Origin of the sequence: Oscillatoria sp. FACHB-1407 (assembly GCF_014697545.1) — a bacterium.
Classification (GTDB): domain Bacteria; phylum Cyanobacteriota; class Cyanobacteriia; order Elainellales; family Elainellaceae; genus FACHB-1407.
The window spans coordinates 96,374-120,039 of the sequence record NZ_JACJSA010000001.1; the positions used below are offsets into that span (position 1 = coordinate 96,374).

The window sequence follows — 23,666 nt, forward strand, 5'->3', positions numbered from 1 at the left end:
TTCATCGTTTATCCTTTTCTCTTTCATCCTTTATCCTTTTCCTTCTTCTTTTTTCTCTCTTCTTTCTTACTTTTATCCTTCCCCATGAAGACTATCATTCGTCTCGAACACATCTCTAAAATCTACGGCTCTGGCAATACAGAAGTGCGAGCATTGTCAGATGTCAATTTGACAGTGGATGCAGGCGAATATTGCTCCATCATGGGTCCCTCTGGGTCGGGCAAATCAACGGCGATGAATGTGATTGGCTGTCTCGATCGCCCCACCTCTGGCAGTTACTACTTAGACGGTTTAGATGTGGCTCAACTGCGCGACGAAGAATTGGCTCACATCCGTAACCGCAAAATTGGCTTTGTATTTCAACAGTTTCACCTGTTGCCACAACTGAGTGCACTTGAAAACGTTGCGCTGCCAATGGTCTATGCGGGAGTGCCCCAGCGAGAACGGCAAGAAAGAGCCGCAGAAGCATTGACTCGCGTCGGTCTAGCAAATCGGCTGAACAACAAACCCAATCAACTGTCTGGGGGACAACAACAACGGGTGGCGATCGCCCGTGCTATTGTCAATCGTCCAGTGTTGCTGTTAGCCGATGAACCGACCGGAGCACTTGACTCTCACACTACACAAGAGGTCATGGACATCTTCGCGGAACTCAATAAGAGTGGTATTACGGTTGTCATGGTGACCCACGAACCGGAAGTGGCTCGGCTCACCAATCGCGTTGTCTGGTTCCGCGATGGCGAAGTCATGAACGCTCATATGCATCCCAGTGATTTGGCGCAAGTTTCGTTTACCTCCTAAAACTCTCAACTCACTCAGGCAAGCGCAGAAGAGGTGCACGAGTGATTGGGGACTGAACTCAGCGAATGAATTCGCGGCTACTAGAGCGAAGTCCGCCGACGCGGACTACGGAAAATCAAGGTTTGACGAACCGACGCAGGTCGGTTTTGCTCTTATAGCTACAGTTTTAACCGCCGAAATCCTTATCCCGAATTCACGTTAAATTAGTTTGTTTGTACTGGAACTTTAACGCTTCAAAAAGCATCTTTTAACTTGGTACACCACTCATCCACCTGCTTACAATTGAGATGAATGAGAACCGTTGGTTAGAGCTGGATTCACTCCATTAACCAGTTAAACAAATCCTCCACCTTCAGGTGAAAGTCCTTGGCGAATTCTGGCACTGGCAACTGGGTCTCTGGCTCATCATAAACAGCTGTTGGCTGATCCGATAAATAAACAAATACCGATCGCTCATCTGGATCAATCAGCCATCCCATTTGGTTCCATGCTTCAAACAGTGCAGAATATTTTTCGTGACTTTAGTTTGGTTTTGATCAGGCGAAAGAATTTCAATTGTCCAGTCTGGAGCAATTGAGAACACATTAGCCACTCCACCGTTTTCCTTACGGGGAATTCTCTCCCACAGAAACACCGAAATATCAGGAACAGTGGAGCGTCCACCAAATGTACAACGGAGTCCTGTAAAAGCTCGCGCGATCGGATTGGGTTTCACAATCGAGTGAAGGGCAGGAGCCAATTCAGTTTGAATGGCACTGTGCTCCCCTTGAGGCATAGGTTTCTGAATGACTACTCCATCAATGTATTCGCTGGCAGGCTCCGTTTCTGGTAACTGGAGAAATTCTTCTAGCGTCAGGAGTGTAGTAGGCATCTGTACCATTTTGAGTTCCCTTAAATGGAGGGTGTCATTGGCACCTTACTCATGATTTAACAGGTGTATTGAGCGATCGCACCTTATCAAGCATCTACCGAAGCATCTACGTGAGGGGTAACTCCGCTCTGTTCAAGTGCATCAAAACAAGTCAAAATATTGGGCTAACCTATTACCCAATGAGGAACCTGTAATCCATAGACCTTAATATAGCCGGAGTCACTTGGGTTAGGACGAGGTGCAGGGGTGGAACTCCTGGCTGGGGGCGCATCCCCACATCCTCTCTGTCCTAAATAAAAGTGGCGGTAGCTATACAAGTAGGATTGCAGTGCCTCCACCAGCCAAACTTTCTGCGTAAAAGCGAGGCTTCTTCAAGAAAAGTAGATGTAAACCCGGAATCGCGAATCAACACTGGGTAGCTCTTTATGCGCCCGATGATGAGCACCATCAAGCCCCCTGACTGGACAAGAGCAATGGTAGACTTTCAGCGTTTTTTTGATGTTTGCAACCCCACCCGTACTCTCAATCTAGGCAACCCAGAAGACCAGCCTTACTACATTGATTTCTCAGCCGTTCGGGGCAGCAACATTATTCGAGAACTCGAACGGACGATTCGGTTTTCCTCCGATCGCCCCACCTGTCAACTCTTCAGCGGGCACATCGGTTGTGGCAAATCCACCGAGTTATTGCGCCTCAAAGCCGAGTTAGAGCAACAAAACTTTTACGTTGTTTATTTTGAATCAACACAAGACCTGGACATGGTAGATGTTGAGGTCACTGATATTTTGTTGGCGATCGCTCGTCAGGTGAGTGAGAGCCTGGAACGTAGCCAGATCTTCCTACAACCCAAGGGGTTTAAGGAGTTTTTGAGAAAAACTGTTGACTTTCTGCAAACGCCGATTGAGTTGGCTGGAGAAGCGGAGTTAGCTGGATTGGGCAAAGTCTCCGCCAGCAGTAGTGGCAACCTGGAATTTTCACTGCCCGTTGGGATCGGCAAAATCACCGCCCGTGTGAAAGATAGCCCCAATTTACGGAGTCGATTGCGGCAATATCTGGAGCCCCGCACCAACACCATTTTGCAAGCTATCAATGATGAGTTGTTGCAACCAGCAACTCAGATTCTTAAGCAGCAGGGCAAAAAGGGGTTAGTGGTGATTGTCGATAATCTGGATCGGGTGGAACCTCGCCCATCGGTATCGGGCAAACCCCAGACCGAGTATCTGTTTATCGATCGCGGTGAACAACTTCGCAATCTGAAATGCCATCTGGTTTACACCGTACCACTGATGCTCCTGTTCTCGAACAGCAGCGAAATGCTGAAGAATCGACTGGGCGGCGGCATGGCTCCCAAAGTGTTGCCCATGGTGCCAGTCCGATATCGCACAGGAGGCGTTGAACCAGAGGGAATGCGGCTTTTGCGTCAGATGGTATTAGTCAGAGCCTTTCCAGAATTGGTACAGGCAAACGATCCATCCGATGCTCAATTCAATGCCCAGTTTGAGGAGCGCATTACCAAAGTGTTTGATAGCTCTGAAACGCTCGATCGCCTCTGTTGGATCAGCGGTGGACATGTACGAAAGCTGCTGGCGTTGCTCTATTCCTGCTTGCGGCGTGAAGACCTGCCGTTAAACCGTCGCTGTGTAGAGCGAGTGATTCAAGAGTATCGTGATGATTTGCTGCTCACCATCGACGACAAAGAATGGGAAGTGATCTTGCGGGTGGTGCAACAGCAAAGCCTGCGAGGGGAGGAGCAATTTCAAGCGTTACTTCCCAGTATGTTTTTCTTTGAATATTGGGATCAGCAGGGACGCTGGTTTGGGATCAATCCTGTATTAGAAGAAACGCAACAGTTTCAAAACTGGCAAAAACAAATGCAATCGCAGTAGCCATGACCGATTTATTTCACCCGGAGGATGTTGCAACTCACAACGAGGAATCGTTGAGGACTTTGTCACGGGCGATCGCCTTTTCTCAGGGGCGATTTTCCTTGATTCTGGTGCGTTGCAACTACAATTGGGTGCAGGAACAGATTCGGCAAAGGCTGCGCGACGAATGCCCAATTCCGATTCGAGAATTGTCGTTACACAATACGGAAAAAACACTCTACACGTTCATCAAAACTCAGTTGGGACAGGCGCAACCCCAGGCATTGATGATCTTGGGGTTAAATGCCGTCAAAGATCTAGACGATCTCCTTACGGCTACCAATCAGGTGCGTGATGAGTTTCGCAAGAGTTTCAACTTTCCGCTGATTTTGTGGGTGAATGATGCGATCGTGCAGAAATTGTCGCGGTTAGCACCCGACTTTAACAGTTGGGCAGGCGTACCCATTCGCTTTGCGATCGCCACTGATCCCCTGATCAAACTCCTTAAAGAACAGGCAGATGGGCTATTTGAACAGGCAACAAATGTTGGGGCAGGTCGTGTTCCCCGTAGCTCAGCTCTCTATTTAGAAACGGACTCGTTCACCCAACCAGAGTTAAAAATTGCGCTGGCAGATCTGCAAAAACGTCATCAGGAACTTGATCTCGATCTGGCAGCCAGTCTGGAATTTATTTTGGGGTTGGATGCCTACGCCAATAACCAGCTAGACAAGGCATATCAGCACTATCAAAAGAGCCTGGGCTTTTGGAAAGCAGACACCTCCGAGAATGACACTTCCAAGCGGCGACGCGCCTGTGTGTTGTTTTATCTGGGGCTGTGGTGGCGGCGTTATGCGGCTTTAAACCGAGCCGAGTTTAACCTGGCGTGTTTGCGATCGCGCGACTACTATCAGCAATGCATTAATGGGTTGTTGCATGACAACCATCTCGACCTGGCAGCTAAATTTATCATTGCTCTGGGGGAGGTGTTGCAGCGGTTGGGCGAATGGGAAGAGTTAGCGGCGATCGCCCACACGGCTGTGCGGTTGCATCAACAGTCTCATGACTGGGTGCGGCTTGCCTACAGCTATAGCCTGCTGGCAGAGGTCGCGTTAGCTCGTGAATTGTGGCAAGAGGCAGAACACTACGCCAATCTTGCACTCCGGGCAAATGACCGCTTTCCCGATCCCGATCAAGACAACCAATATCGCTACTCTGAATTAGATTGGGCACGTCCTCACTACCGCAGTCTCTATCAGTTATTGCTGGCGCAGGCGCAATATCATCTGGGGCTATTGCCAGAGGCGGTGGAAAATCTGGAGACAGCCATGAGAATCTGTCGCCATGCTTATGATCCGCTGTTGTATACCCGTATTCTCGAAGCGTTGCGATCGCTCTATTACCAGCAAGGGGAGTATCTCAAAGCCTTTGAGACAAAGCAGGAACAGCGATCCATTGAGCAGCAATATAGCCTCAGAGCCTTTTTAGGGGCGGGTCGGCTCAAGGCAGAGCGACAGGTCATTAATCCGGCGATCGTGCAGATTGAGGCTGCCAATAGTGGTGACTCAGGATTTAGCCAGACCCCCAGCGCATCGGCTCAACCCATTGCGATCGCTCAGGAAATCTCTGCTTCCGGGCGACAATGGGATGTCGATCGACTGCTGGAGCGGCTCAGTAGCCGTCAATATAACCTGACGATCATTCACGGACAATCTGGAGTTGGCAAAAGCTCAATTATCAATGCGGGGTTAGTGCCTGCTCTGGAGCAAAAACCAATTGAGGCACGCAATCCACTCCCCATTGTGTTGACTATTTATACGGATTGGATTCGTGAGTTGGGCAACTTGCTGTCAAGAGCACTGGCAAAGCGTAACATTCGCTGGAAAATGCCAAAGCACGAGGAACCCAGCATTCAACATCTGCTGGATTGTTTGCGGGCGAATGCCGATCAGCAGAGTTTATTAACGGTGTTGATCTTTGACCAATTTGAAGAATTTTTCTTTATTTATCCCGATTTGTCTCATCGGCGATCGTTCTTTGAATTCTTTGGTGAATGTCTCAAGTTACCTTTTGTCAAAGTTGTGTTCTCGGTACGGGAAGACTATTTGCACCACTTGTTAGAGTGTGAACGGTTACAACTGGATGATGTCACCAACAACATTTTGAGTCGCGATAATCGCTATCCACTCGGCAACTTTTCGGCAGTGGATGCCCGATTAATTGTGCAACGCCTGACGCAGCGATCGCAGTTCTCTCTGGAGCCTGCCCTGATTGAGCAGTTGGTTCAAGATTTGGCACAAGAATCGGGTGAGGTGCGTCCCATTGAGCTCCAACTGGTGGGTGCCCAGTTGCAGGAAGATGACATCGTTACCCTCTCCCAATATCGGGCATTGGGCAACAACCCCAAGGAGAAATTAGTCGAACGGTTTTTAGAGCAGGTCGTCGAAGATTGTGGACCGCCTAACAAACAACTGGCGAACCTAGTGCTCTACTTACTCACCGATGAGAAGGGCACTCGTCCCTTGAGAACTCTGGATGAGCTAACCGAAAGTCTGGCAAAGCTGGCAGTAAACCTGACCATCGACTTTAACTCCCTCGACAAAACTCTGAATACGCTCAACGAGTTAACTAAAAATCTGTCTCATTTAACGGTTAACTCGACTGGGGGAACCGAGCAGCTTGACTTGATTCTCAAAATTCTGGTCAACTCTGGGTTAGTGCAATTTCTACCAGAGGTGCCCGCCCCTCGCTATCAGTTGGTTCACGACTATCTGGTGCCGTTGATTCGTAAAAAACAACAACCTGCTCTGCTGAAGCAGATTTCAGAACTGCGCCGACTCGAAAAGCAGCGACAGGCAGAAATTGAGCAACTGCAACGGGACAAAGAACTGTTAAAAGCCAGGGCACGCGAAGCCGAGTTGCAAGCTAAGCTGAAACGCACTCGCAAGGAGCAACGCCTCACCTTTGCGATCGCAGGGATGGGCACTTTGCTGGCAGTTTTGACGGCAGGAACCGTTTCCTATACGTACTGGCAGGCGATCGCTGAAATTAATGCCAGAACCTCCCAATCCTCAGCCCTGTTGTCATCCGATGATCAGCTTGGTGCGTTGGTTGCCAGCATTCGTGCAGGACGAAACCTGCAAGACATGATTACCACTTCAACCTCGCTTGAGATCACAACCCTCAGTGTGATGCAAAACGTCATTTACTCGGTGCAGGAATATAATCGCCTCATCGGTCACGAGTCGTGGGTTGACCAGGCCAGCTTTAGCCCCGATGGTCGTGTTATTGCCTCTGCCAGTGCCGACAACACGGTGCGTCTGTGGAGCATGGATGGGCAACTGTTACACACCCTCAGAGGACACACCAACCGAGTCAACAGTGTTAGTTTTAGCCCAGATGGTCAGACGATCGCCTCTGCCAGTGATGATGGCACCGTGAAGCTGTGGAACCTGGAGGGTCAGGAACTGCGGAGTTTGCGAGGGCATACGCGCCCAGTCACCAGCGTCAGCTTTAGTCCGGATGGCGCAACGATCGCCTCTGCCAGTGATGACAATACCATTAACCTGTGGAATAGAGACGGAACCCCGATACGGACGCTAGTTGAGCACACCGATCGGGTGAAAGCGGTGAGTTTCAGTCAGGATGGAACGCTGGTATCTGCCAGTTGGGATGGCACGGTCATGCTCTGGAGTGCAGAGGGAATTCTCTTGGCGGTGCTCGAACACGGTAGCCGTGTCACGACCGTGAGCATCAGTGCCGATGGTGGCATCATTGCTTCGGGTGGCATGGACAACACGGTGAAACTGTGGAATCGTCAGGGAGAATTGCTGCAAGTTCTTCTTAAGCACAACGATCGCATCACTGGACTCAGCTTCAGCGTCGATGGCAACCGATTAGCCACAGCCAGTGCCGATAACACAGTGACAATCTGGACACAAAATAACACTTCTGAGTTTGAGCCAATTAGAACCTGGAGAGTCGATCAAGCGATCAGCGTTAGTTTTGGGTTGGGCGATCGCTTAGCAACGACCGATGGCAACAACATGATTCGCCTATGGAAGTTGGATGGCATCCAACCGACCACCCTACAGGAGCCAGAAGTTTCACTGGCTAGTATGAGCTTTAGCCCCAATGGTCAAACTATCGCGACTGGCGGAATTGTCATAAATTCCAATCAATCAAACGCACTCGATGCATCAGAAAACAATGGAGCACTGATCTTGTGGGGGTTAGACGGTCGGCAAAAGGCTCATTTTGTCGCCAATAGCAGCGTTGACAGTATCAGCTATAGCCCTGATGGGGAGCGTATTGCAACTGCTGAAAACCCTCCTCCCGCCATTGCTATCACCGCCGAAGGAACGGTCACCGCTACCTCTGCCAAACCGGGACAGATTCGCGTGTGGAACCTGAATGGCGATGAGTTGCTCAGCATCGACACCCCCGGCAAAATTAGCAGCGTCAGTTTTAGCCCCAGCAACACTGCCGTTTCCTCAGAGGTACGCGGAGTATTACTGGCGGCAGCCATTACAACGTCAGACGTTGACCCTGATGGCGATCGCAAACCTGTTGGCGTGGTCACTCTATGGAATTTGGAAGGCGATGAAATCCATTCCTTCCAGGCACACAATGACGAGATCACCAGCCTTAGCTTTAGTCCGGATGGCACCGTTATTGCAACCAGCAGTGTAGACAACACCGTTAAATTGTGGAATTTGCAAGGAGAAAATCTGGCAACTCTGAGAGGACACACAAACCGCGTCAACAGCGTTAGTTTTAGTCCGGATGGTCGCACGATTGCCTCTGCCAGCACTGACACAACCGTTCGATTGTGGCATCGCGATGGTCGCTATCTCAAAACCTTAGAAGGTCATTTTAGTGCCGTGACTACCACTGTCTTTCATCCAGATAGCAAGCTACTTGCCTCGGCTAGCTCAGATGGCAGCATCCATCTCTGGAACGTAGAAACTGGCAACTTGTTAGCGACGCTGAAACGCGATGATAGTGCGATCGCAGCATTAAGCTTTAGCCGCGATGGTCGCACGATTGCCTCTGCCAGTGCAGATGCTGTTGTGTTGTGGGACTTTAATGTAGATGTTTTGCTAGAACGGGGATGCGACTGGTTGCAGGACTATTTGCACCACAGTAGTAGCATTAGCGAAAGCGATCGCACACTGTGTGATCCAATAACTCCGTAACGCATTCAATGCATTCATGTTCACAAACCGCTTATCTTACGACTCCTTTAGAACGGCTATAGCAACTGCCGAGACAGTTAATCCAAAGGGGTTTGGGGGCTACACCGCCAACCAGTAGTGGAACCCCTGCACCCCGTTCTAATCAATCTCGCGGTTGCTATATATATCGTTTGAATGATGTCAGGCTTAGGATTAATCTACGTCCGTAGATACAATATTTCTCTTTCCGTAGATAGTCCTGGTTCTGTACTTCAGCTTGCTAACTTATAAACATAGACAACTGCACTGAAAGAACATACACCGCTGTAGTTCTTGTCTGTGATTTGAATAGCGACATTCGATCACAGCAGTGTGTATGATACGCCGACCTGAATGGTGTAGAGACGTTGTCGCCTCTCTACTTTATTACATTCGAGATGAGGTCATTCCTCAATCAAAGCGGTTTGAGATGTAAACATTTGAGGTCTTATAACACTAAAAACTGCTTTAGCAACGAAGGAGAAAAGCAATGAACATTTTGGCTTGGATTGTATTGGGTTTAATTGCAGGTGCGATCGCTAAGGCTATCTACCCTGGTCAACAAGGCGGTAGCATCCTGGGTACACTGCTCCTCGGTATCATCGGTGCCTTTATCGGTGGTAGCCTCTACGCTCTGCTCACGACCGGAACTCTCACGATCGCCTCAGCAGGGCTGAGCCTGGGTGGCATTCTGGTTTCTGTAGTTGGTGCAATTATCGCATTGTGGCTGTACTACGCCTTCACTTCTCGCCGTCGGGTGTACTAATTCAGACCCATCGGTTTGTTAAAACGGTGACAGTTCTTTTGATGTAAACTTGACCCGACCTTCGCTTTAGAAGGTTGGGTTTTTAATTGAGATGGGGTGCATCGAGTGATTGGGGGACTGAACCCGGTGAATAAATTCGCGACTATTGGAGCGAAGTCTGCCTATACGGACGCAGGTTTGGTTCTAGTAGTCGCTCAGAAAGCTCCCCAAAAATCAGGGTTTGAGCCATTCGCTTTGTCCTAAGCTTTCTGATCAAAGCTATATTTTGTAGTGCTACGCATAAAGCCTGATGATAAAGCCTGATGCATTTTCAGGTGCAATCTTCTGCAAACCATGCTTTGCCCCCATCCTCCTTTACAAGTTGAAAGAGGGAGCGAAGCAGATTTGATACTACGAAGATTTCTTAGCTTGGGGCGAAGTGCTCTTGGAGTGTGACGTATTTCTTTGAGATAGCAGGTTTTGAATTTGCACCAGAAGTTCCTCTGTGGAAATGGACTTATCCCAATGGGCATCCGCTTCGGGGCAAAGATCAACAACTTGCGGAATAATTAGCTTTGTAAAAAAAGCAGAGATTAAAACGAGGATGGGAGGTTCTTCTAAACTCTTTTTAACTAAATGGATCAACTCACAACCATCCATCTCTTTTTGATAACTACGAGACGGCATTGAGAAATCGATTAGAGCTAAATCAAAATGTTTAGCATCCTGGAAAAATGTGTGAGCATCCGTAAAGGTCGCAACAGCGTAACCCGCTCGGTGCAATAGATAGGCGATCGCCATGCACCAGACTTCGCTGTCGTCCACTATAGCTATCTTGTGCATAATACAACAACGTAATGATGAGGGTTGATTACTATAAACTCAATCTCTATCACTCGTTGTACTGCAAAACTAAATACTCAGAGAACTGTCTTAAGCGTTAACTGACGATATCAAAAGTTATACTCTGTTACAATTCCCTGGTTCATTGAAAAGACATCGTATTTACATTGCTGACGGACATCTTGCACCTCCTCCAGTAACCCGCCTCCGTTCACAACTGGATTGACATCGGTCAATCAGAAAGAGTAGCCATAAAACTCACAAGTCGTTCTCAAACAAATTCATTTGCCCTCGATAGCCTGTAACGATCCGGCTTCCATCCTTGAGCACATGAATTTCGATCTGATCACTTGCCCAGGTTAAGCGATCGCGCAAATCAGGATTAAACACATGGACTCGTTGATTGCAAGATGAGACAAGCGAGGTAGGTGAATGAATCGCTAACGACTCAACATAAGGACCATCAATGAGAACATCAAGCTCATTCAAGAGCGACTGAGCACCTGCTGGAGCATACTCTCCTTTTAATTGTTCCAACGTAAAGCCACTGAAGGACATAACATTCAGCCCAGCTACTCTAACCCGATGTGCCAACTGTGCCAGGGCAGGAGCTTGCCAGAAGGGTTCTCCTCCTGAAAAGGTAACTCCCTCATTCTGGTGATTACTCAGGATGCGATCGACCAGCACATCAACAGCAACCAGTTCGTTCATCTCAAACGACCAGGAATCTGGGTTGAAGCAACCAGGGCATTCCCGCAGACATCCCTGCACCCATATCACTGCACGGCAGCCTGGGCCATTGACTTCCGATGCATCCACATATCCCATGATGTTGAGATACCCCGGAGGAATTTCAAATAACTTTTCATAGGATGGGTGATTGACGTGTGGCATAAATTTTCTCTGCTTATTTTTAGAGGGTTTAATGGCTTTTTCTCAGGGGATAGCGGACAGGGATGCCAATCGTGCTCTCAATGCGATCGCCGAACTGTTTCAACACCTCTGCATCAACCGTCTTAAGTGAGCGGGTTGGGTAAGACTGTTCTGGGGTATGGTTCCCCCGTGCATTAATTTGGTGAGTCAGGGGTTTGGGACGGGTTGGCGTATTCAGTTGAATTTCATCGGGCAACAGCGTTTGCATCCAGCGGATGTATCGCGTTTGTAGGGCTTCATCCCAGGGAGCGAGTAGCATGGTTTGCACAGAGAGATGCCCCCGATATTCCTGCCGAAACAGATATAAACCTGTCCAGATCTCAGGTAGGTTGACTTGCGCCGCAGGACGATTGACTCGCCGCAGTTGGTCAGTTGAAATCGCATCTAATTTGATGGATACCTGATCCGCGATCGCCAACTCCGCTCGTACCGCAGCCTGGTTTAACAGGCTACCGTTGGTGAGAACACCGACAGGCTTTGCCGTGAGGTATTTTGTCATTGTCAAAATTTCGCCCAGATTGAGGGCTAACGTGGGTTCACCACTGCCGCTCAAGGTAATCACATCGACATCCCAGGGAGCAAATGACAACAAGTCCTGTTGAATGCGATGAGTTGAAATAAACACCTGGCGATCGCACTGTTGATGTTGAATCTCACCCAATTGGCAGTAAACGCAATTAAATGAGCAAGTAGACACTGTACCGATTGGATCAATCCCAAGCGATCGCCCAAATCGCCAGGACTTCACAGGACCGTAGACCGAAGAAACCGAGTGTGTCGTTGCCGTTTGCATCACGCCAATTTGCCTCACAAACTCCTAAAAAAATTAGTGCTTTAAAGTTAGCGGTAAAAAATGAGGAACTTGTGACGATGAGGCATTTTCTAGAAAGTTGATTCAAGTATTTGAAAACCAGGCATTGGGGGATTCTCCCTCAAACCCCCATTGAGGGACGCCACTGCCTCCCCCAAACCCCCTAGCAGAAGGTGTTTCGGTTCACCCAAAGACACGCTTCGCATCGGTTCCAAGTACGGGTGCTTCTGATCGGGTCAAGCCCTTTTTGAATTGTGAAGGCGACGAATGCTTGTACGGGTTTGGCAGTGCCAAATCCCTTCACAAAAATTGCATTTTATTTAATCCCCAATGGTTAGGTCGATGAATTTAATAACGTCACTTCACCCTATTGCAGGATTCCAAAGCGATCGCTCTGCCTGTCTAGTGAGACTGGGAAATTAATCATCCAGCAGATTGGCTATGACACGGACTCATCAATATCGCAATGCCTTCGGTTTTGCGGCGATCGCATTAGCTGCAACCCTATGGGCGATCGCCGCGATTGTGGCAAGTCAACTATTTGCGGCGGGGGTGACCCCTCTACAGTTGGCAATGGCGCGTGCGGTCATTGCAGCGATCGGACTGGGAGCGATTAACCATTGGACTGGGCAGTCCCGGCATTGGCGGGATTGGCGGATTGTCATCCTGGGCTTGTCTCTGGCACTGGTGACTCTGGCGTATTACATTGCGATTGAGCGGTTATCGGTGGCGGTGGCGGTTGTGATTCAATACACGGCTCCGGCGTTGATCGTAATTCTCAGTGCGGCAAGGCTGGGGCGGTTGCCGTCATGGGCAACGAGTATTGCTGCTGCCATTGCTCTGTTGGGAGTCGTGTTTGTATCGGGTTTGGGCACTGATGAGTTACGGGTCGATGCAGTCGGGCTGATTGCCGCCGGATTGAGTGCCATTTTCTTTGCCAGTTACACCTTATTCAGTGAGGCTCTGGTTGATCGCTATGGAGCAATCGGAGTCATGTTTCGTGGATTTGTTGTCTCTAGCTTGCTGTGGCTTATGATTCAACTACCACAGGGAATGCCCTCAGAAATCTTTCAAGCTCAGACGCTTCCCGGCATCGTGTTTGTTGGCATTGGAGGCACCCTCATCCCCTTTAGTTTGTTATGTTGGGGCATTCAACAGGTGCGGGCAGAACGGGGGGCGATCGCCGCAACTTTAGAGCCTGTCATGGCAGCAGGATTAGCCTGGTTTGCGCTGGGGCAGGCACTTACCCCTCTACAACTGATGGGAAGTTTGTTGGTCATCATCGCGGTAACTCTCCTGCAAATTCAGAAGGGCGATCGCTCACCACAACCGGGAATTTGAATCTCATGATAACCGTCACACCTGGCTGACGATGCCTTCGCCAGAAGGGTTCACTACGTGGCTGTTACTCGATGACCGAAAAGCTATATATATTTTTTGCATTATAGAAATTCCATCGTAACAGCAGCAATATTATTGGGCATAATTACATAGAGTGCATTGAGACTTAATCGTTAGTTGCCAGATTTCATCTTGCTGCGGAATAAAATCTGACTCTTATCTTACAAAGGCAAATTATTAGTAATAGTTTTTGCAATACCCCTTTCGTAAGCTTTGAATGCTTCTCATTCGCAGATCTGAAAGGCTCAGGCAGGAGAGTATCTTATTACAAGGTCAAACGTTGAAATAGTTGATACGACTCACTGCCACAACTCCACTGTTATCAGTTTGACAAGGTGCATGTCTGCCCCACATTTACGCTTTGTCAAATCTATGTTTCTGAGAATTTTGAATCATGCTTGCCTCACTGCCTCCTAACGAAACGTCCAGGTTAAAGAAGCTTTATCAATACCAAATTCTTGATACTGATGCAGAGCAAGCTTTTGACGATTTGACCTCTCTCGCAGCCCAGATTTGTGACACACCAATCGCCTTGATTAGTCTAATCGATCGCGATCGCCAGTGGTTTAAATCCAGGGTGGGGGTGGCTGTTTCAGAAACTAGCCGCGACTTAGCATTCTGTGCCCATGCCATTTTGCAATCAGAACCGTTGATCGTATCGGATGCACGAGTAGACGAGCGGTTTGCCAATAACGATTTGGTAATCGGAGAGCCTTACATCCAGTTTTACGCTGGGATGCCCCTCGTGACACCCGATGGTTACCGTTTAGGCACTCTCTGCGTAATTGACCGAGTAACCCGCCAGTTGAGCACAGCACAACTCACCGCATTAGAGACGCTTAGTCGGCAGGTGGTTCACCTGTTAGAGCTACGACATCACCTCGCCAAGCGTCAGCAATCTGAAAAACAATTGCAACAAGATATTCTCCAACGAGAGCAGGTTGAAGCAGCCCTAAAACGCTCGTTACAGGAGTTAACAAGCATTCAATTTGCACTCGATGAATCTTCGATTGTAGTTGTCACAGACGCTCAAGGAATAATTCACTATGTTAACGATAAATTTTGTGAAATCTCCCAATATAGTCAGACAGAACTGATCGGGCAAACCCATCGCTTGATTAACTCTGGTTGTCACTCCAGAGAATTTTTTCAACACATGTGGTCAACCATCTCACGGGGTGAGGTTTGGCAGGGAGAGATTAAAAACCAGGCAAAAGACGGCACGTTTTATTGGGTTGACACCACGATTGTTCCATCGATGCGGGAAGGCAAGCCGTATCAATATACGGCAATTCACCACGACATAACTGTTTGCAAGCAAGCTGAAGCCTCTGCACAGGAGAGCAAAGAGCGATTGCACTTTGTCTTACAACACATGCCCGTCATGCTCGATGCCTTTGATAGCGAGTGGAACGTTGTGTTTTGGAATCAGGAATGTGAACAGGTTACAGGCTACGCCGCTCACGAAATCATCAACAATCCCAACGCGTTAGAACTGGCTTATCCCGATCCGGCTTATCGACAGCAAATGATTGACCATTGGATGCGACAGGGAAACAGCTATCGCAATTGGGAATGGGACATTACCTGCAAGGATGGAAGCGTCCGGACGATCGCCTGGTCAAACATTTCCGAGCAGTTTCCCATTCCGGGGTGGGCAGCGTGGGGGATTGGGGTTGATGTTACAGAGCGCAAACGAGCAGAAAAGGCACTGCTGCAACAGGCTGAACGTGAACGACTGGTAGGGGCGATCGCCCAACGCATTCGCCAGTCGCTTGATCTAGATCAAACCCTCAATACCACTGTGTCAGAGGTACGGCAACTGCTTCAGGCAGACCGAGTGCTGACGTTCCGTGTAAACCCAGAGGGGGTTGGGTGGGTTACAAACGAGTCCGTTGCGCCAGAATATCTCAGACTGCTTGATCACCCCCTACCCGATGATATTTTTCCACCAGAGTGCCATGAACTCTATCGACAGGGGCGAGTTCGCATCATTACAGATATCGAACAAGATGCCATGGCTCCCTGTCTGGTAGAGACGCTGCGCAACCTCGGTGTTAAATCCAAGCTCGTTGTCCCGATTCTCTATAAAGAAGAATTGTGGGGACTGCTGATCGCTCATCAGTGCGGGCAGTCTCGCCAGTGGCAACCATCCGAAGTGGAACTGTTACGGCAACTCTCGACTCAAGTGGCGATCGCCATCCACCAATCAGAACTGTATGAGCAAGCCCAGACCGAACTGGCAGAACGCAAACGAGCAGAACAAAAGATACGTGAACAGGCAGAACTGTTAGATGTTGCGACCGATGCCATTCTGGTACGCAATCTCGATAACCAGATCATCTTCTGGAATAAAGGAGCCGAACGGCTTTACGGTTGGCTTGCCACCGAAGCCTATGGCAAAAAAGTTGCTGAGTTGCTATATCGGGATTATCCCAGCGATGCAGAGGACATTCACCAGGCTGTTTTGCGCCAGGGCATGTGGCAGGGCGAACTGCATCAGTGGACAAAAGCAGAGCAGGAAGTCGTTGTTGAAAGCCGTTGGACGTTGGTAAGAAACCTGCATGGAGAGCCGACAGCAATTTTGATGGTGAATACAGACATCACCCAGAAAAAGCAGCTAGAGCGACAGTTTCTCCGAGCCCAACGGATGGAGAGTATTGGAACGCTGGCAGGTGGTATTGCCCACGATCTAAATAACGTGTTGGCACCAATCTTGATGGCTGTGCCATTGCTAGAAATGCAATTTCGGGATCCAAATGACGTTAAGAGTCGGCAATGGCTAGACATTGTTGAAAGTAGTGCCAGACGGGGAGCTAGTCTGGTAAAGCAGGTGTTGTCGTTTGCCCGTGGTCTTGAAGGGGAGCGATCGCTTCTAGAAGTCAAACACCTGATTTGGGAAATTAGAGAAATCCTGGAAAAAACGTTTCCAAAATCGATCACCTTTTCGACCAATCTCTCTCCTGACCTGTGGCTGATCCACGGCGACGCGACCCAACTGCATCAAATCCTGCTGAATCTCTGTGTGAACGCACGGGATGCCATGCCCAACGGTGGTATTTTGCAGATCAGTGCTCAAAATCGAGAACTTGGAGAATCTGACATTCAACTGCATATTGACGCCAGAGTAGGTTCCTATGTGGTTGTTACCGTGTCAGATACCGGGTCTGGCATGTCTGAAGAAATCATGGATCGCATCTTTGATCCCTTTTTTACGACTAAAGAGATTGGTAAAGGCACAGGATTAGGACTGCCAACCGTCATGAATATTGTGAAGAGTCACAATGGATTTATTTTGGTTTCCAGTCAGATTGGTGTCGGAACTAAGTTTCAAGCCTATTTGCCTGCCCTGCCCGGAGATAAGAGCTTCAACCTGCCCAAACTCAGTTTCCCAAGGGGTGCAAATCAATTAGTGCTGGTCGTTGACGATGAGGCAGCCATCCGAGAGATCACAAGAACCACATTAGAAGATAATGGATATCGCGTATTGACCGCCAGTAACGGGGCAGAAGCGATTTCTCTTTACACCCAACAATGTAATGAAATTCAGGTTGTGTTGATTGATCTGATGATGCCCTCCATGGGTGGAGTGGAAGCAATTCGCCATTTGCAAACCATAGGGGCATCTCTCAAGATTGTGGCAACCAGTGGATTAACTACCCCTGAGCAGTTGGTGGGTATTGAGGTTAGCCAAATTTTACGCAAGCCATTTACAACTCAAGAGTTGCTGACAACATTACATCAAACTTTGTCGTCATAGTGTTTTGTCAGGTAAATTTCGAGGTAGTGGTAATACGGAATCAGAGATAGAGATGGAAGAATGATTGCGGCTGATACGGAAGTCTTAAAGGTCTAATTTTGATTAACTAAAGAAGTGGTTAAGTCATTAATAGGTGTTTTCTAAAGTAAGAAGTCATCTCCTATTAAGCGTCCCCGTGAACTAACCCGTGAACTAAATTGCGAACCAATTGCGTTTGATGAAATAGTTCAAAACCACTCAAATATCTGCTAATTTCGCGGCTTATGGCAATCACTAGGTTGGTTAGAACAGGATACAGGAGTGGAACCTCCGGCTAGAGGTAAAGCCTCTACGTCCCCCATATCTTAAGCCAAACAGCCATCGCCATGAATGAGACGGAATTAGTGAGGAGAGTTACGCATTATGAGAATGACAACAGGCTGGTTTGACCATTATCTTCACCCCTCATCCAGCAATCAAAAACCTGAAACTGACACCGAGAGCTTACATCCATCAAAACTTGCCTCCTTCTCGCACTCCCTATGGAAGTCGTTGACAAAGCTTTTGACATGTAGTTCCGAACCCCACGTTTGGCAGGAGCGCGATCGCCACGGTAACTTAACTTGGCGGATTTATGAACCCTCCACCAATCGATCTGCTACCTTTGCGTCTGAAGAAGAGGTAAGGATTTGGCTAGAAAAACGCTATTATCGTGATTCAAGCGTTGGTTAGAACAGGATGTAACGGTGGAAAGACCTGGGATTTAAGAAAAACCAGGGGAGTGTAGCGTCTGCGCTCCCAACCAGGGGTTCCACCAAGGATGCGTCAAATTAAATCCCCCCGGCTGTCGCCCTTCTACGGGGGACTACAGGGGGTTCAATAAGACGCATTTTCATAAAAAACGGTATAACTAACCCCTTAGTTGCTATAAACCCACCCGTGCAGTCTGCGGATTTATAGCCGTAGCCACATTCAATGGGGCGAAAGCAAATCAGGAAGCTTTCCCAGTATCCAGGTTTGAGCCATTGCCTTTGCCTTAAGCTTTCTGACCAAAGCTATACAAGTAAGACCGTGAGGATATGGGCATGTCCTCACACAAGATTTCACCAGACTCTTATGAATATTGCTAACCCTAACGTGCCACTGCACCCCTTTGTCAGTGGTCAACTTTTGTATCTACCACCCGATTGTCAGTCTGGAGTCATTTTGCAATATCGACACTATGCAGGATTCGCCGGAGCAGGGGCAGCCGTTGGTGGATGTTTGGATGTTAAAAGTTTATCTGTTTATACGATTGGAAATGTTCGGTTTGAGATGCCTGAAACCTACCAACAACGACAACGAGCATTCCAACGACGAATTGCGTATGCCCAGGCACTTTGCAAGATTGCGGCTGTGCACTCGTCTCTGCAACGGGCTTATCTGATTGTGCGGCAGTTATGTTTGTGGCTCGACCCCCAGGATGCTAAGGCAATCCCCCATGAGTTGCTCTGTCAACTAGTAGGGGTGTTGCCCAGAAGTATTGATGCAGGATGGCAGCAGTATTTGCAGCACTGTCACTCTAAAGAGTCCCATCACATTTCGTCATCCCATCCGATTCAGGTGGATCATTCCCACTACCAAAAAGCGAAACCCAATATACAGGTTCCGGTATCCGTCGTGAATTTATAGCTTTAGTCGGAAAGCTCAGGCGTTGCTGATCTTGGGGATGAATGAGTTACGAGCAGGATGCTCGCACTGGCTTAAACGATTTGCCTCAAGGGAGTGTGAGCGTCTCGCTCATGCCCATGTCAGACAATCATCTCTCTATTCAGCAATGCCTGTTCTAACGTTTCACACGTTAACCGAGTGTTATACATCAGCTATTGTTTCACACGATCGCCACGTTTTTGCTCTCTTGTAGATTAACTTCAATAAGTTCTATTGCATCTCGAATCGTGATTATAGAGAGCTGGGAAATCTAAAGTTATACCAAGTTGAAAGAATTTTGTAAGCCAATTATAGCAGTACTCACTAAGGTTAGGACGGGGTGCAGGGGTGGAACCCCTGGCTGGGGGCGCAGCCCCCACACCCCCTTATGTCCTAATGCATATGCGTAGGGCTATAAAGCTTAGGAGGGGTTTAGCATTGCCAAACTCGTACCAGCATCTGTCACATTTTCAATTCAAATTCAATTCAAATTGGTATTCATGAATTGAGGCATCGTTATGGATAAAAAAGCAATTGAAACACACCGCATCATGAAACTGGGACGAATCACACAACTTGGTTTCGGCACCGTGTTAACCATGATGGTGGGGATTGGTTTTGTCTCCAAAATCAGTATGAATACCTTAGTTGAGTCTGATGGTTGGGTAACTCATACCTATGCTGTTAAAGAACAATTACGAGGGTTGGAGAAGAGCCTGGTTGATGCCGAAACAGGACAACGAGGATTCATTTATACCAATCAGGATGATTTTTTAGATCCCTATGTTCAGGCAGAAGAGGCGTTAAAATCTCACTTTTCACAACTCAGAACGCTCATAAACGATAACCCAGAGCAACTTGCAAGATTGGATCGAGTTGAGGACTTAGCCCGGCAGAAATGGGACAACATGGCTCAATCGATCGCTTTGAAGCGAGAAGGTAGAGAGCAAGAACTGAGAGAATTAGTGCTGACTCGTCAGGGTAAGCAACTGATGGATGAGATCCGTACTGAGCTTGAGGAGATGATCCGAATAGAAAATGGTTTGCTGGCTGAACGGCAGAGTGAAGCAGAACGAGCTGAAAATTTTGCAACCGCTGTCTCCATTGGGGGAACGTCACTTGCTATCTTGTTAGGGTTGGCATCTCTCGCATTTATTGCTCGTAAAGTAGTACGACCAATCAATCAGGTCGCCAATGCGATCGCCGGATCATCCAGTGAAATTGCCTCAACGGTGACACAGCAGGAGCGTACTGCGGCACAACAGGCAACAGCGGTATCGCAAACCACTACCACAATGGATGAACTCGGCATATCATCTCGCCAATCGGCAGAGCAAGCTGAGTCCGCTGCCACAGGAGCACGGCAGGCACTGACCCTGGCTGAAGGGGGCACCCAAGCGGTCGGGCGTACCCTGGAGGGCATGGCATCTCTGAAGAAAAAGGTAGATGCGATCGCCTCTCAAATCTGTCATCTCAGCGAACAAACGAATCAGATCGGCAACATCACCAGTCTGGTCAATGATCTGGCAAATCAAACCAATATGCTGGCGTTAAATGCGGCAGTAGAAGCGGCGCGTGCCGGGGATCACGGCAAGGGATTTGCAGTCGTTGCCAGTGAAATTCGCAAACTAGCCGACCAAAGCAAAAAATCAACTGAGAAAATTAATACCCTGATTGCTGATATTCAATCTGCCATTAACACCACTGTCATCGTTACCGATGAGGGTACTAAAACGGTTGAAGATGGGGTGAAAATTGCTCAAGAGACTGCCTCTGCCTTTACTGGAGTCACGGATGCGGTCAACCATGTATTCCTCAACAGTCAGCAGATCTCATTGAGTGCTCAACAACAGGCGATCGCCATTCAGCAGGTCGTTGATGCCATGAATGCTCTGAATCTAGCTGCCAGAGAAACCGCCAGTGGTATCAGCCAGACCAAGGTTAGTACTCAACAATTGAATGACGCGGCGCGAAACTTGCAAGCGATTGTCTAGCAACCGCAATTCAATCATGACCAACCTATCCCAACTCGTATCCCAGTGTTCATCCATGAAACATTCAACTCAGCCCTTTGTGGACTTAATTGCTGCTACGTTAGGGTTGCGCGTGCGTGAGCAAGAGGAAAACGCCCTTGGGCATAAGTTGTTAAAGCGAGCAAAAAGCTTAGGTTTGCCCTCGCTAGAAGCGTATTATCAACTTCTCGTTTCGACGCACACCTCTGTCGTTAAAGATGCCGAGTGGCTCAAACTGATCGATGTATTAACGGTTAACGAGAGTTACTTTCTGCGAGATCAAGGACAGTTTGCACTACTCAAACATCACGTCCTACCGGAACTCATTCATGCTAAACAGCAGTTGAGTTGCACTCAGCAGAAAAATATGCGGGTTTGGAGTGCTGGATGTTCTACAGGAGAAGAGGCTTACTCCTTAGCTATTCTCTTAAAAGAGTTAATTCCAGCAGAACAGTCGTGGAATATCCTTGTACTGGGAACTGATATCAATGAGTTGGCATTGCTACAGGCAAAACAGGGAATCTATAGCAATTGGTCATTCCGAGCAGTCAATCCAGAGATTCAAAATAAGTACTTTCGCCCCCATCGTCAGGGTTGGGAAGTTGATCCTGCAATCCGCGATATGGTTACGTTTCAACTGGGTAATCTGGTTCAGGATGATTATCCAAATGTGCAATCTAAAATTCACAATTTTGATCTCATCCTGTGTCGCAACGTATTTATTTACTTCAACGCAGCGGCGATCGCCTCGGTTCTCAATCGCTTCTATTGGGCCCTGTCACCCAATGGTTATTTGATGACAGGGCACACTGAGTTATATGGGCAAAATTTGGGACAATTTCAAGTCAAAACCTTTCCCGAATCCGTTATCTATCAACGACAATCCCTGCCTCAGCTTGTTGCTCCAACTCAGTCGCCTGTCAATGAAACGCCAAGTTTAGCGTTGCCCGATTCCTCCCTGACTCGCCCTGCTGACCCTTCGACTGTGGAAGCAGCAACAATCAGAAGTTCCCCAGAATCAGAAAAACTGGAAAACCGAACAGTATCACCAGAGGCGATCGCACTGGATCATGTTACTACCCTGATTCGTAGCAAAGCCTACACCAGAGCGATTCATGCGGCTAACCAGTTAATTGTTCAATTCCCTCGTTGTTTTCAGGCATACTGTTTAATCGCTGAAGCTTACGCTAACTCCGGCGACTATGCAAACGCAATTCGAGCCTGCCAACAAGCCCAGCAGTTGAACCCGTTTGCAACAGAACCGATTTATCTGTTGGCTCAAATTTCTCAGGAGCAGGGTGATCTGGAGGAAGCCAGAAACTTGCTCCGACGAGTCATTTATCTAGCTCCAACCTCGGTTTACGCCTACTTTGAGTTGGGCTGTCTATACGAACAACAAGGCAATCTTGCGAGAGCTTGTAAAAATTGGCAAGCGGCATCGGATGCCTTAAAACAAGTCATGCCAGAGACAACTGTAGACTTTCAAGACCGCCTGACCGCTGCCGAATTGCAAATTGTTGTTGAGCAAAAACTCAGTCTAAATAAAAGCCGAGTGTGAGTACCTCTACGTCTGAATAAACACAAAAACCATCCATCGGATCGCGCTAATTGCGCCTCGCAGAAGTCTTATGAGTCATCAATCCTATTTACTGTTTGAATTGGGTTACGCCTGTTACGGCATCTCCACCTCAGCCGTTCAGGAACTCTTTTTCTTGCCAGAAGTGACTCCTATTCCTGAAGCACCTGCCTTTATGGTGGGTGTGATTAATTTGCGAGGTCATATTCTACCGATCGTCGATCTGCATCGACGCTTAGGGCAACAATCTCTGCCCTACCAACTCACCGACAGCATTATTGTGGTACAGTGGCAAACTCAGCGAGTCGGATTGCTGGTCAATCAGATCTATGAAGTGCAGGCGATCGCCGATGAGCAAATTCAATCAGAGTTAGTGTACGAGCAGTGGCAGGCAGAGGGATTTCAACGATTTGCTACAGGTGTTGCCAGCATTGGCACCACTTTAGTCACCCTACTGAGTGCTGAACAATTGGTGCGATCGGGTGCATTGACTCCAGCAGAACGTGCACAGTTTGAGTCGTATAACAACAACGGAGCAAGTTCAACCGGAGCGATCGCAGACAACGCATTGAGAACATTGCCTCAATTCTGTGCTCATCTCACAGACTCCGCACAACACATTCTGCGATCCCGTTCTGAAAGTTTGAGACAGGCGATCGCTACACAAGACACTGTTGGCATTCCCGTGACTATCGTTCGGCTAGAGGGTGAATACTTTGGCTTCAGTTTAGAAACGGTGTATGAGTTTACCGACATTCGCAAAGTGACGCCTGTTCCCTGTTGTCCACCGCATGTCCTCGGCAATACGAACTTGCGGGGTGAGATCGTGACGCTGGTCGATATTAGTCACGTCATCAACTTACCGATGACTGCCTCAAACTCCAGACGAAGGGCGATCGTCGTTCGTTTAGATGAAATCGTAGCTGGCATTGCTGTGGACGAAATCATGGATGTTGTGTATCTCGACTCGACGCAGATCTTGCCCGCTCCTGTTGCCATTCATTTTGCCTCAGATGAATATTTGCAGGGGGTTGCTCCCTATCAAAACAAAATGATTGGCATTATCAGTCTCTCTAAAATCCTCACTTCTGGCGTGTTAGTCGTGAACGAGGATTAATCAGCTTGGGTTTGCTGTAAGGCGTGTTCGAGATTTCAAGATTGGTGATT

The 23,666-nt window shown here is 48.3% G+C and carries 14 protein-coding genes and 1 pseudogene; 11 read left to right on the forward strand and 4 right to left on the reverse strand.

The annotated features are described in order from the left end of the window. Positions 1-84: 84 nt before the first annotated feature. Positions 85-801 carry an ABC transporter ATP-binding protein gene (locus tag H6G89_RS00430; protein WP_190503073.1) on the forward strand — a complete coding sequence of 239 codons (717 nt, stop codon included), beginning with the start codon at positions 85-87 and terminating at the stop codon, positions 799-801. A gap of 317 nt (positions 802-1,118) precedes the next feature. On the opposite strand, the pseudogene H6G89_RS00435 reads toward H6G89_RS00430, so the two are convergent. Beyond that, positions 1,119-1,681 (reverse strand): annotated as a pseudogene (locus H6G89_RS00435) (Uma2 family endonuclease). Between the two features lie 464 nt (positions 1,682-2,145). On the opposite strand from H6G89_RS00435, the gene H6G89_RS00440 reads away from it, so the two are divergent. The 3 genes from H6G89_RS00440 (at position 2,146) to H6G89_RS00450 (ending at position 9,516) form a co-directional block, all read left to right on the forward strand. Beyond that, on the forward strand, positions 2,146-3,558 hold the full coding sequence (locus H6G89_RS00440; protein WP_190503075.1) for a P-loop NTPase fold protein: 1,413 nt from the start codon (positions 2,146-2,148) through the stop codon (positions 3,556-3,558). 2 nt (positions 3,559-3,560) lie between these two features. Continuing rightward, positions 3,561-8,732, forward strand: coding sequence for an nSTAND1 domain-containing NTPase (locus H6G89_RS00445; RefSeq protein WP_190503077.1), 5,172 nt, complete (start codon positions 3,561-3,563; stop codon positions 8,730-8,732). A gap of 508 nt (positions 8,733-9,240) precedes the next feature. Beyond that, positions 9,241-9,516 (forward strand): GlsB/YeaQ/YmgE family stress response membrane protein, encoded by a 276-nt coding sequence (locus tag H6G89_RS00450; RefSeq protein WP_190503079.1) that lies wholly within the window; start codon positions 9,241-9,243, stop codon positions 9,514-9,516. Between the two features lie 390 nt (positions 9,517-9,906). Here the strand turns inward: H6G89_RS00450 and H6G89_RS00455 are convergent, their stop codons facing one another. The 3 genes from H6G89_RS00455 to H6G89_RS00465 form a co-directional block, all read right to left on the reverse strand. Next, positions 9,907-10,338 carry a response regulator transcription factor gene (locus H6G89_RS00455; protein WP_255519329.1) on the reverse strand — a complete coding sequence of 144 codons (432 nt, stop codon included), beginning with the start codon at positions 10,336-10,338 and terminating at the stop codon, positions 9,907-9,909. Between the two features lie 258 nt (positions 10,339-10,596). Continuing rightward, positions 10,597-11,232 (reverse strand): 4Fe-4S single cluster domain-containing protein, encoded by a 636-nt coding sequence (locus H6G89_RS00460; protein ID WP_190503083.1) that lies wholly within the window; start codon positions 11,230-11,232, stop codon positions 10,597-10,599. 28 nt (positions 11,233-11,260) lie between these two features. Further along, positions 11,261-12,064, reverse strand: coding sequence for a radical SAM protein (locus H6G89_RS00465; RefSeq protein ID WP_190503817.1), 804 nt, complete (start codon positions 12,062-12,064; stop codon positions 11,261-11,263). A 459-nt stretch (positions 12,065-12,523) separates the two neighbouring features. Here H6G89_RS00465 and H6G89_RS00470 point away from each other — a divergent pair, with 459 nt between their 5' ends. The 7 genes from H6G89_RS00470 (at position 12,524) to H6G89_RS00500 (ending at position 23,616) form a co-directional block, all read left to right on the forward strand. Continuing rightward, complete coding sequence (locus H6G89_RS00470) at positions 12,524-13,423, forward strand: EamA family transporter (protein ID WP_190503085.1); 900 nt, start codon at positions 12,524-12,526, stop codon at positions 13,421-13,423. A 454-nt stretch (positions 13,424-13,877) separates the two neighbouring features. After that, positions 13,878-17,243 carry a PAS domain S-box protein gene (locus tag H6G89_RS34800; RefSeq protein ID WP_190503087.1) on the forward strand — a complete coding sequence of 1,122 codons (3,366 nt, stop codon included), beginning with the start codon at positions 13,878-13,880 and terminating at the stop codon, positions 17,241-17,243. A 402-nt stretch (positions 17,244-17,645) separates the two neighbouring features. Continuing rightward, positions 17,646-17,954, forward strand: coding sequence for a hypothetical protein (locus tag H6G89_RS34290; RefSeq protein WP_199336447.1), 309 nt, complete (start codon positions 17,646-17,648; stop codon positions 17,952-17,954). Positions 17,955-18,338: 384 nt separating this feature from the next. Then, positions 18,339-18,893 carry a hypothetical protein gene (locus H6G89_RS00485; RefSeq protein ID WP_190503089.1) on the forward strand — a complete coding sequence of 185 codons (555 nt, stop codon included), beginning with the start codon at positions 18,339-18,341 and terminating at the stop codon, positions 18,891-18,893. A gap of 536 nt (positions 18,894-19,429) precedes the next feature. Beyond that, positions 19,430-20,905 carry a CHASE3 domain-containing protein gene (locus H6G89_RS00490; protein WP_190503091.1) on the forward strand — a complete coding sequence of 492 codons (1,476 nt, stop codon included), beginning with the start codon at positions 19,430-19,432 and terminating at the stop codon, positions 20,903-20,905. A 55-nt stretch (positions 20,906-20,960) separates the two neighbouring features. After that, on the forward strand, positions 20,961-22,481 hold the full coding sequence (locus H6G89_RS00495) for a CheR family methyltransferase (RefSeq protein WP_190503094.1): 1,521 nt from the start codon (positions 20,961-20,963) through the stop codon (positions 22,479-22,481). Between the two features lie 70 nt (positions 22,482-22,551). Next, on the forward strand, positions 22,552-23,616 hold the full coding sequence (locus tag H6G89_RS00500; protein WP_190503096.1) for a chemotaxis protein CheW: 1,065 nt from the start codon (positions 22,552-22,554) through the stop codon (positions 23,614-23,616). Positions 23,617-23,666 lie beyond the last annotated feature (50 nt).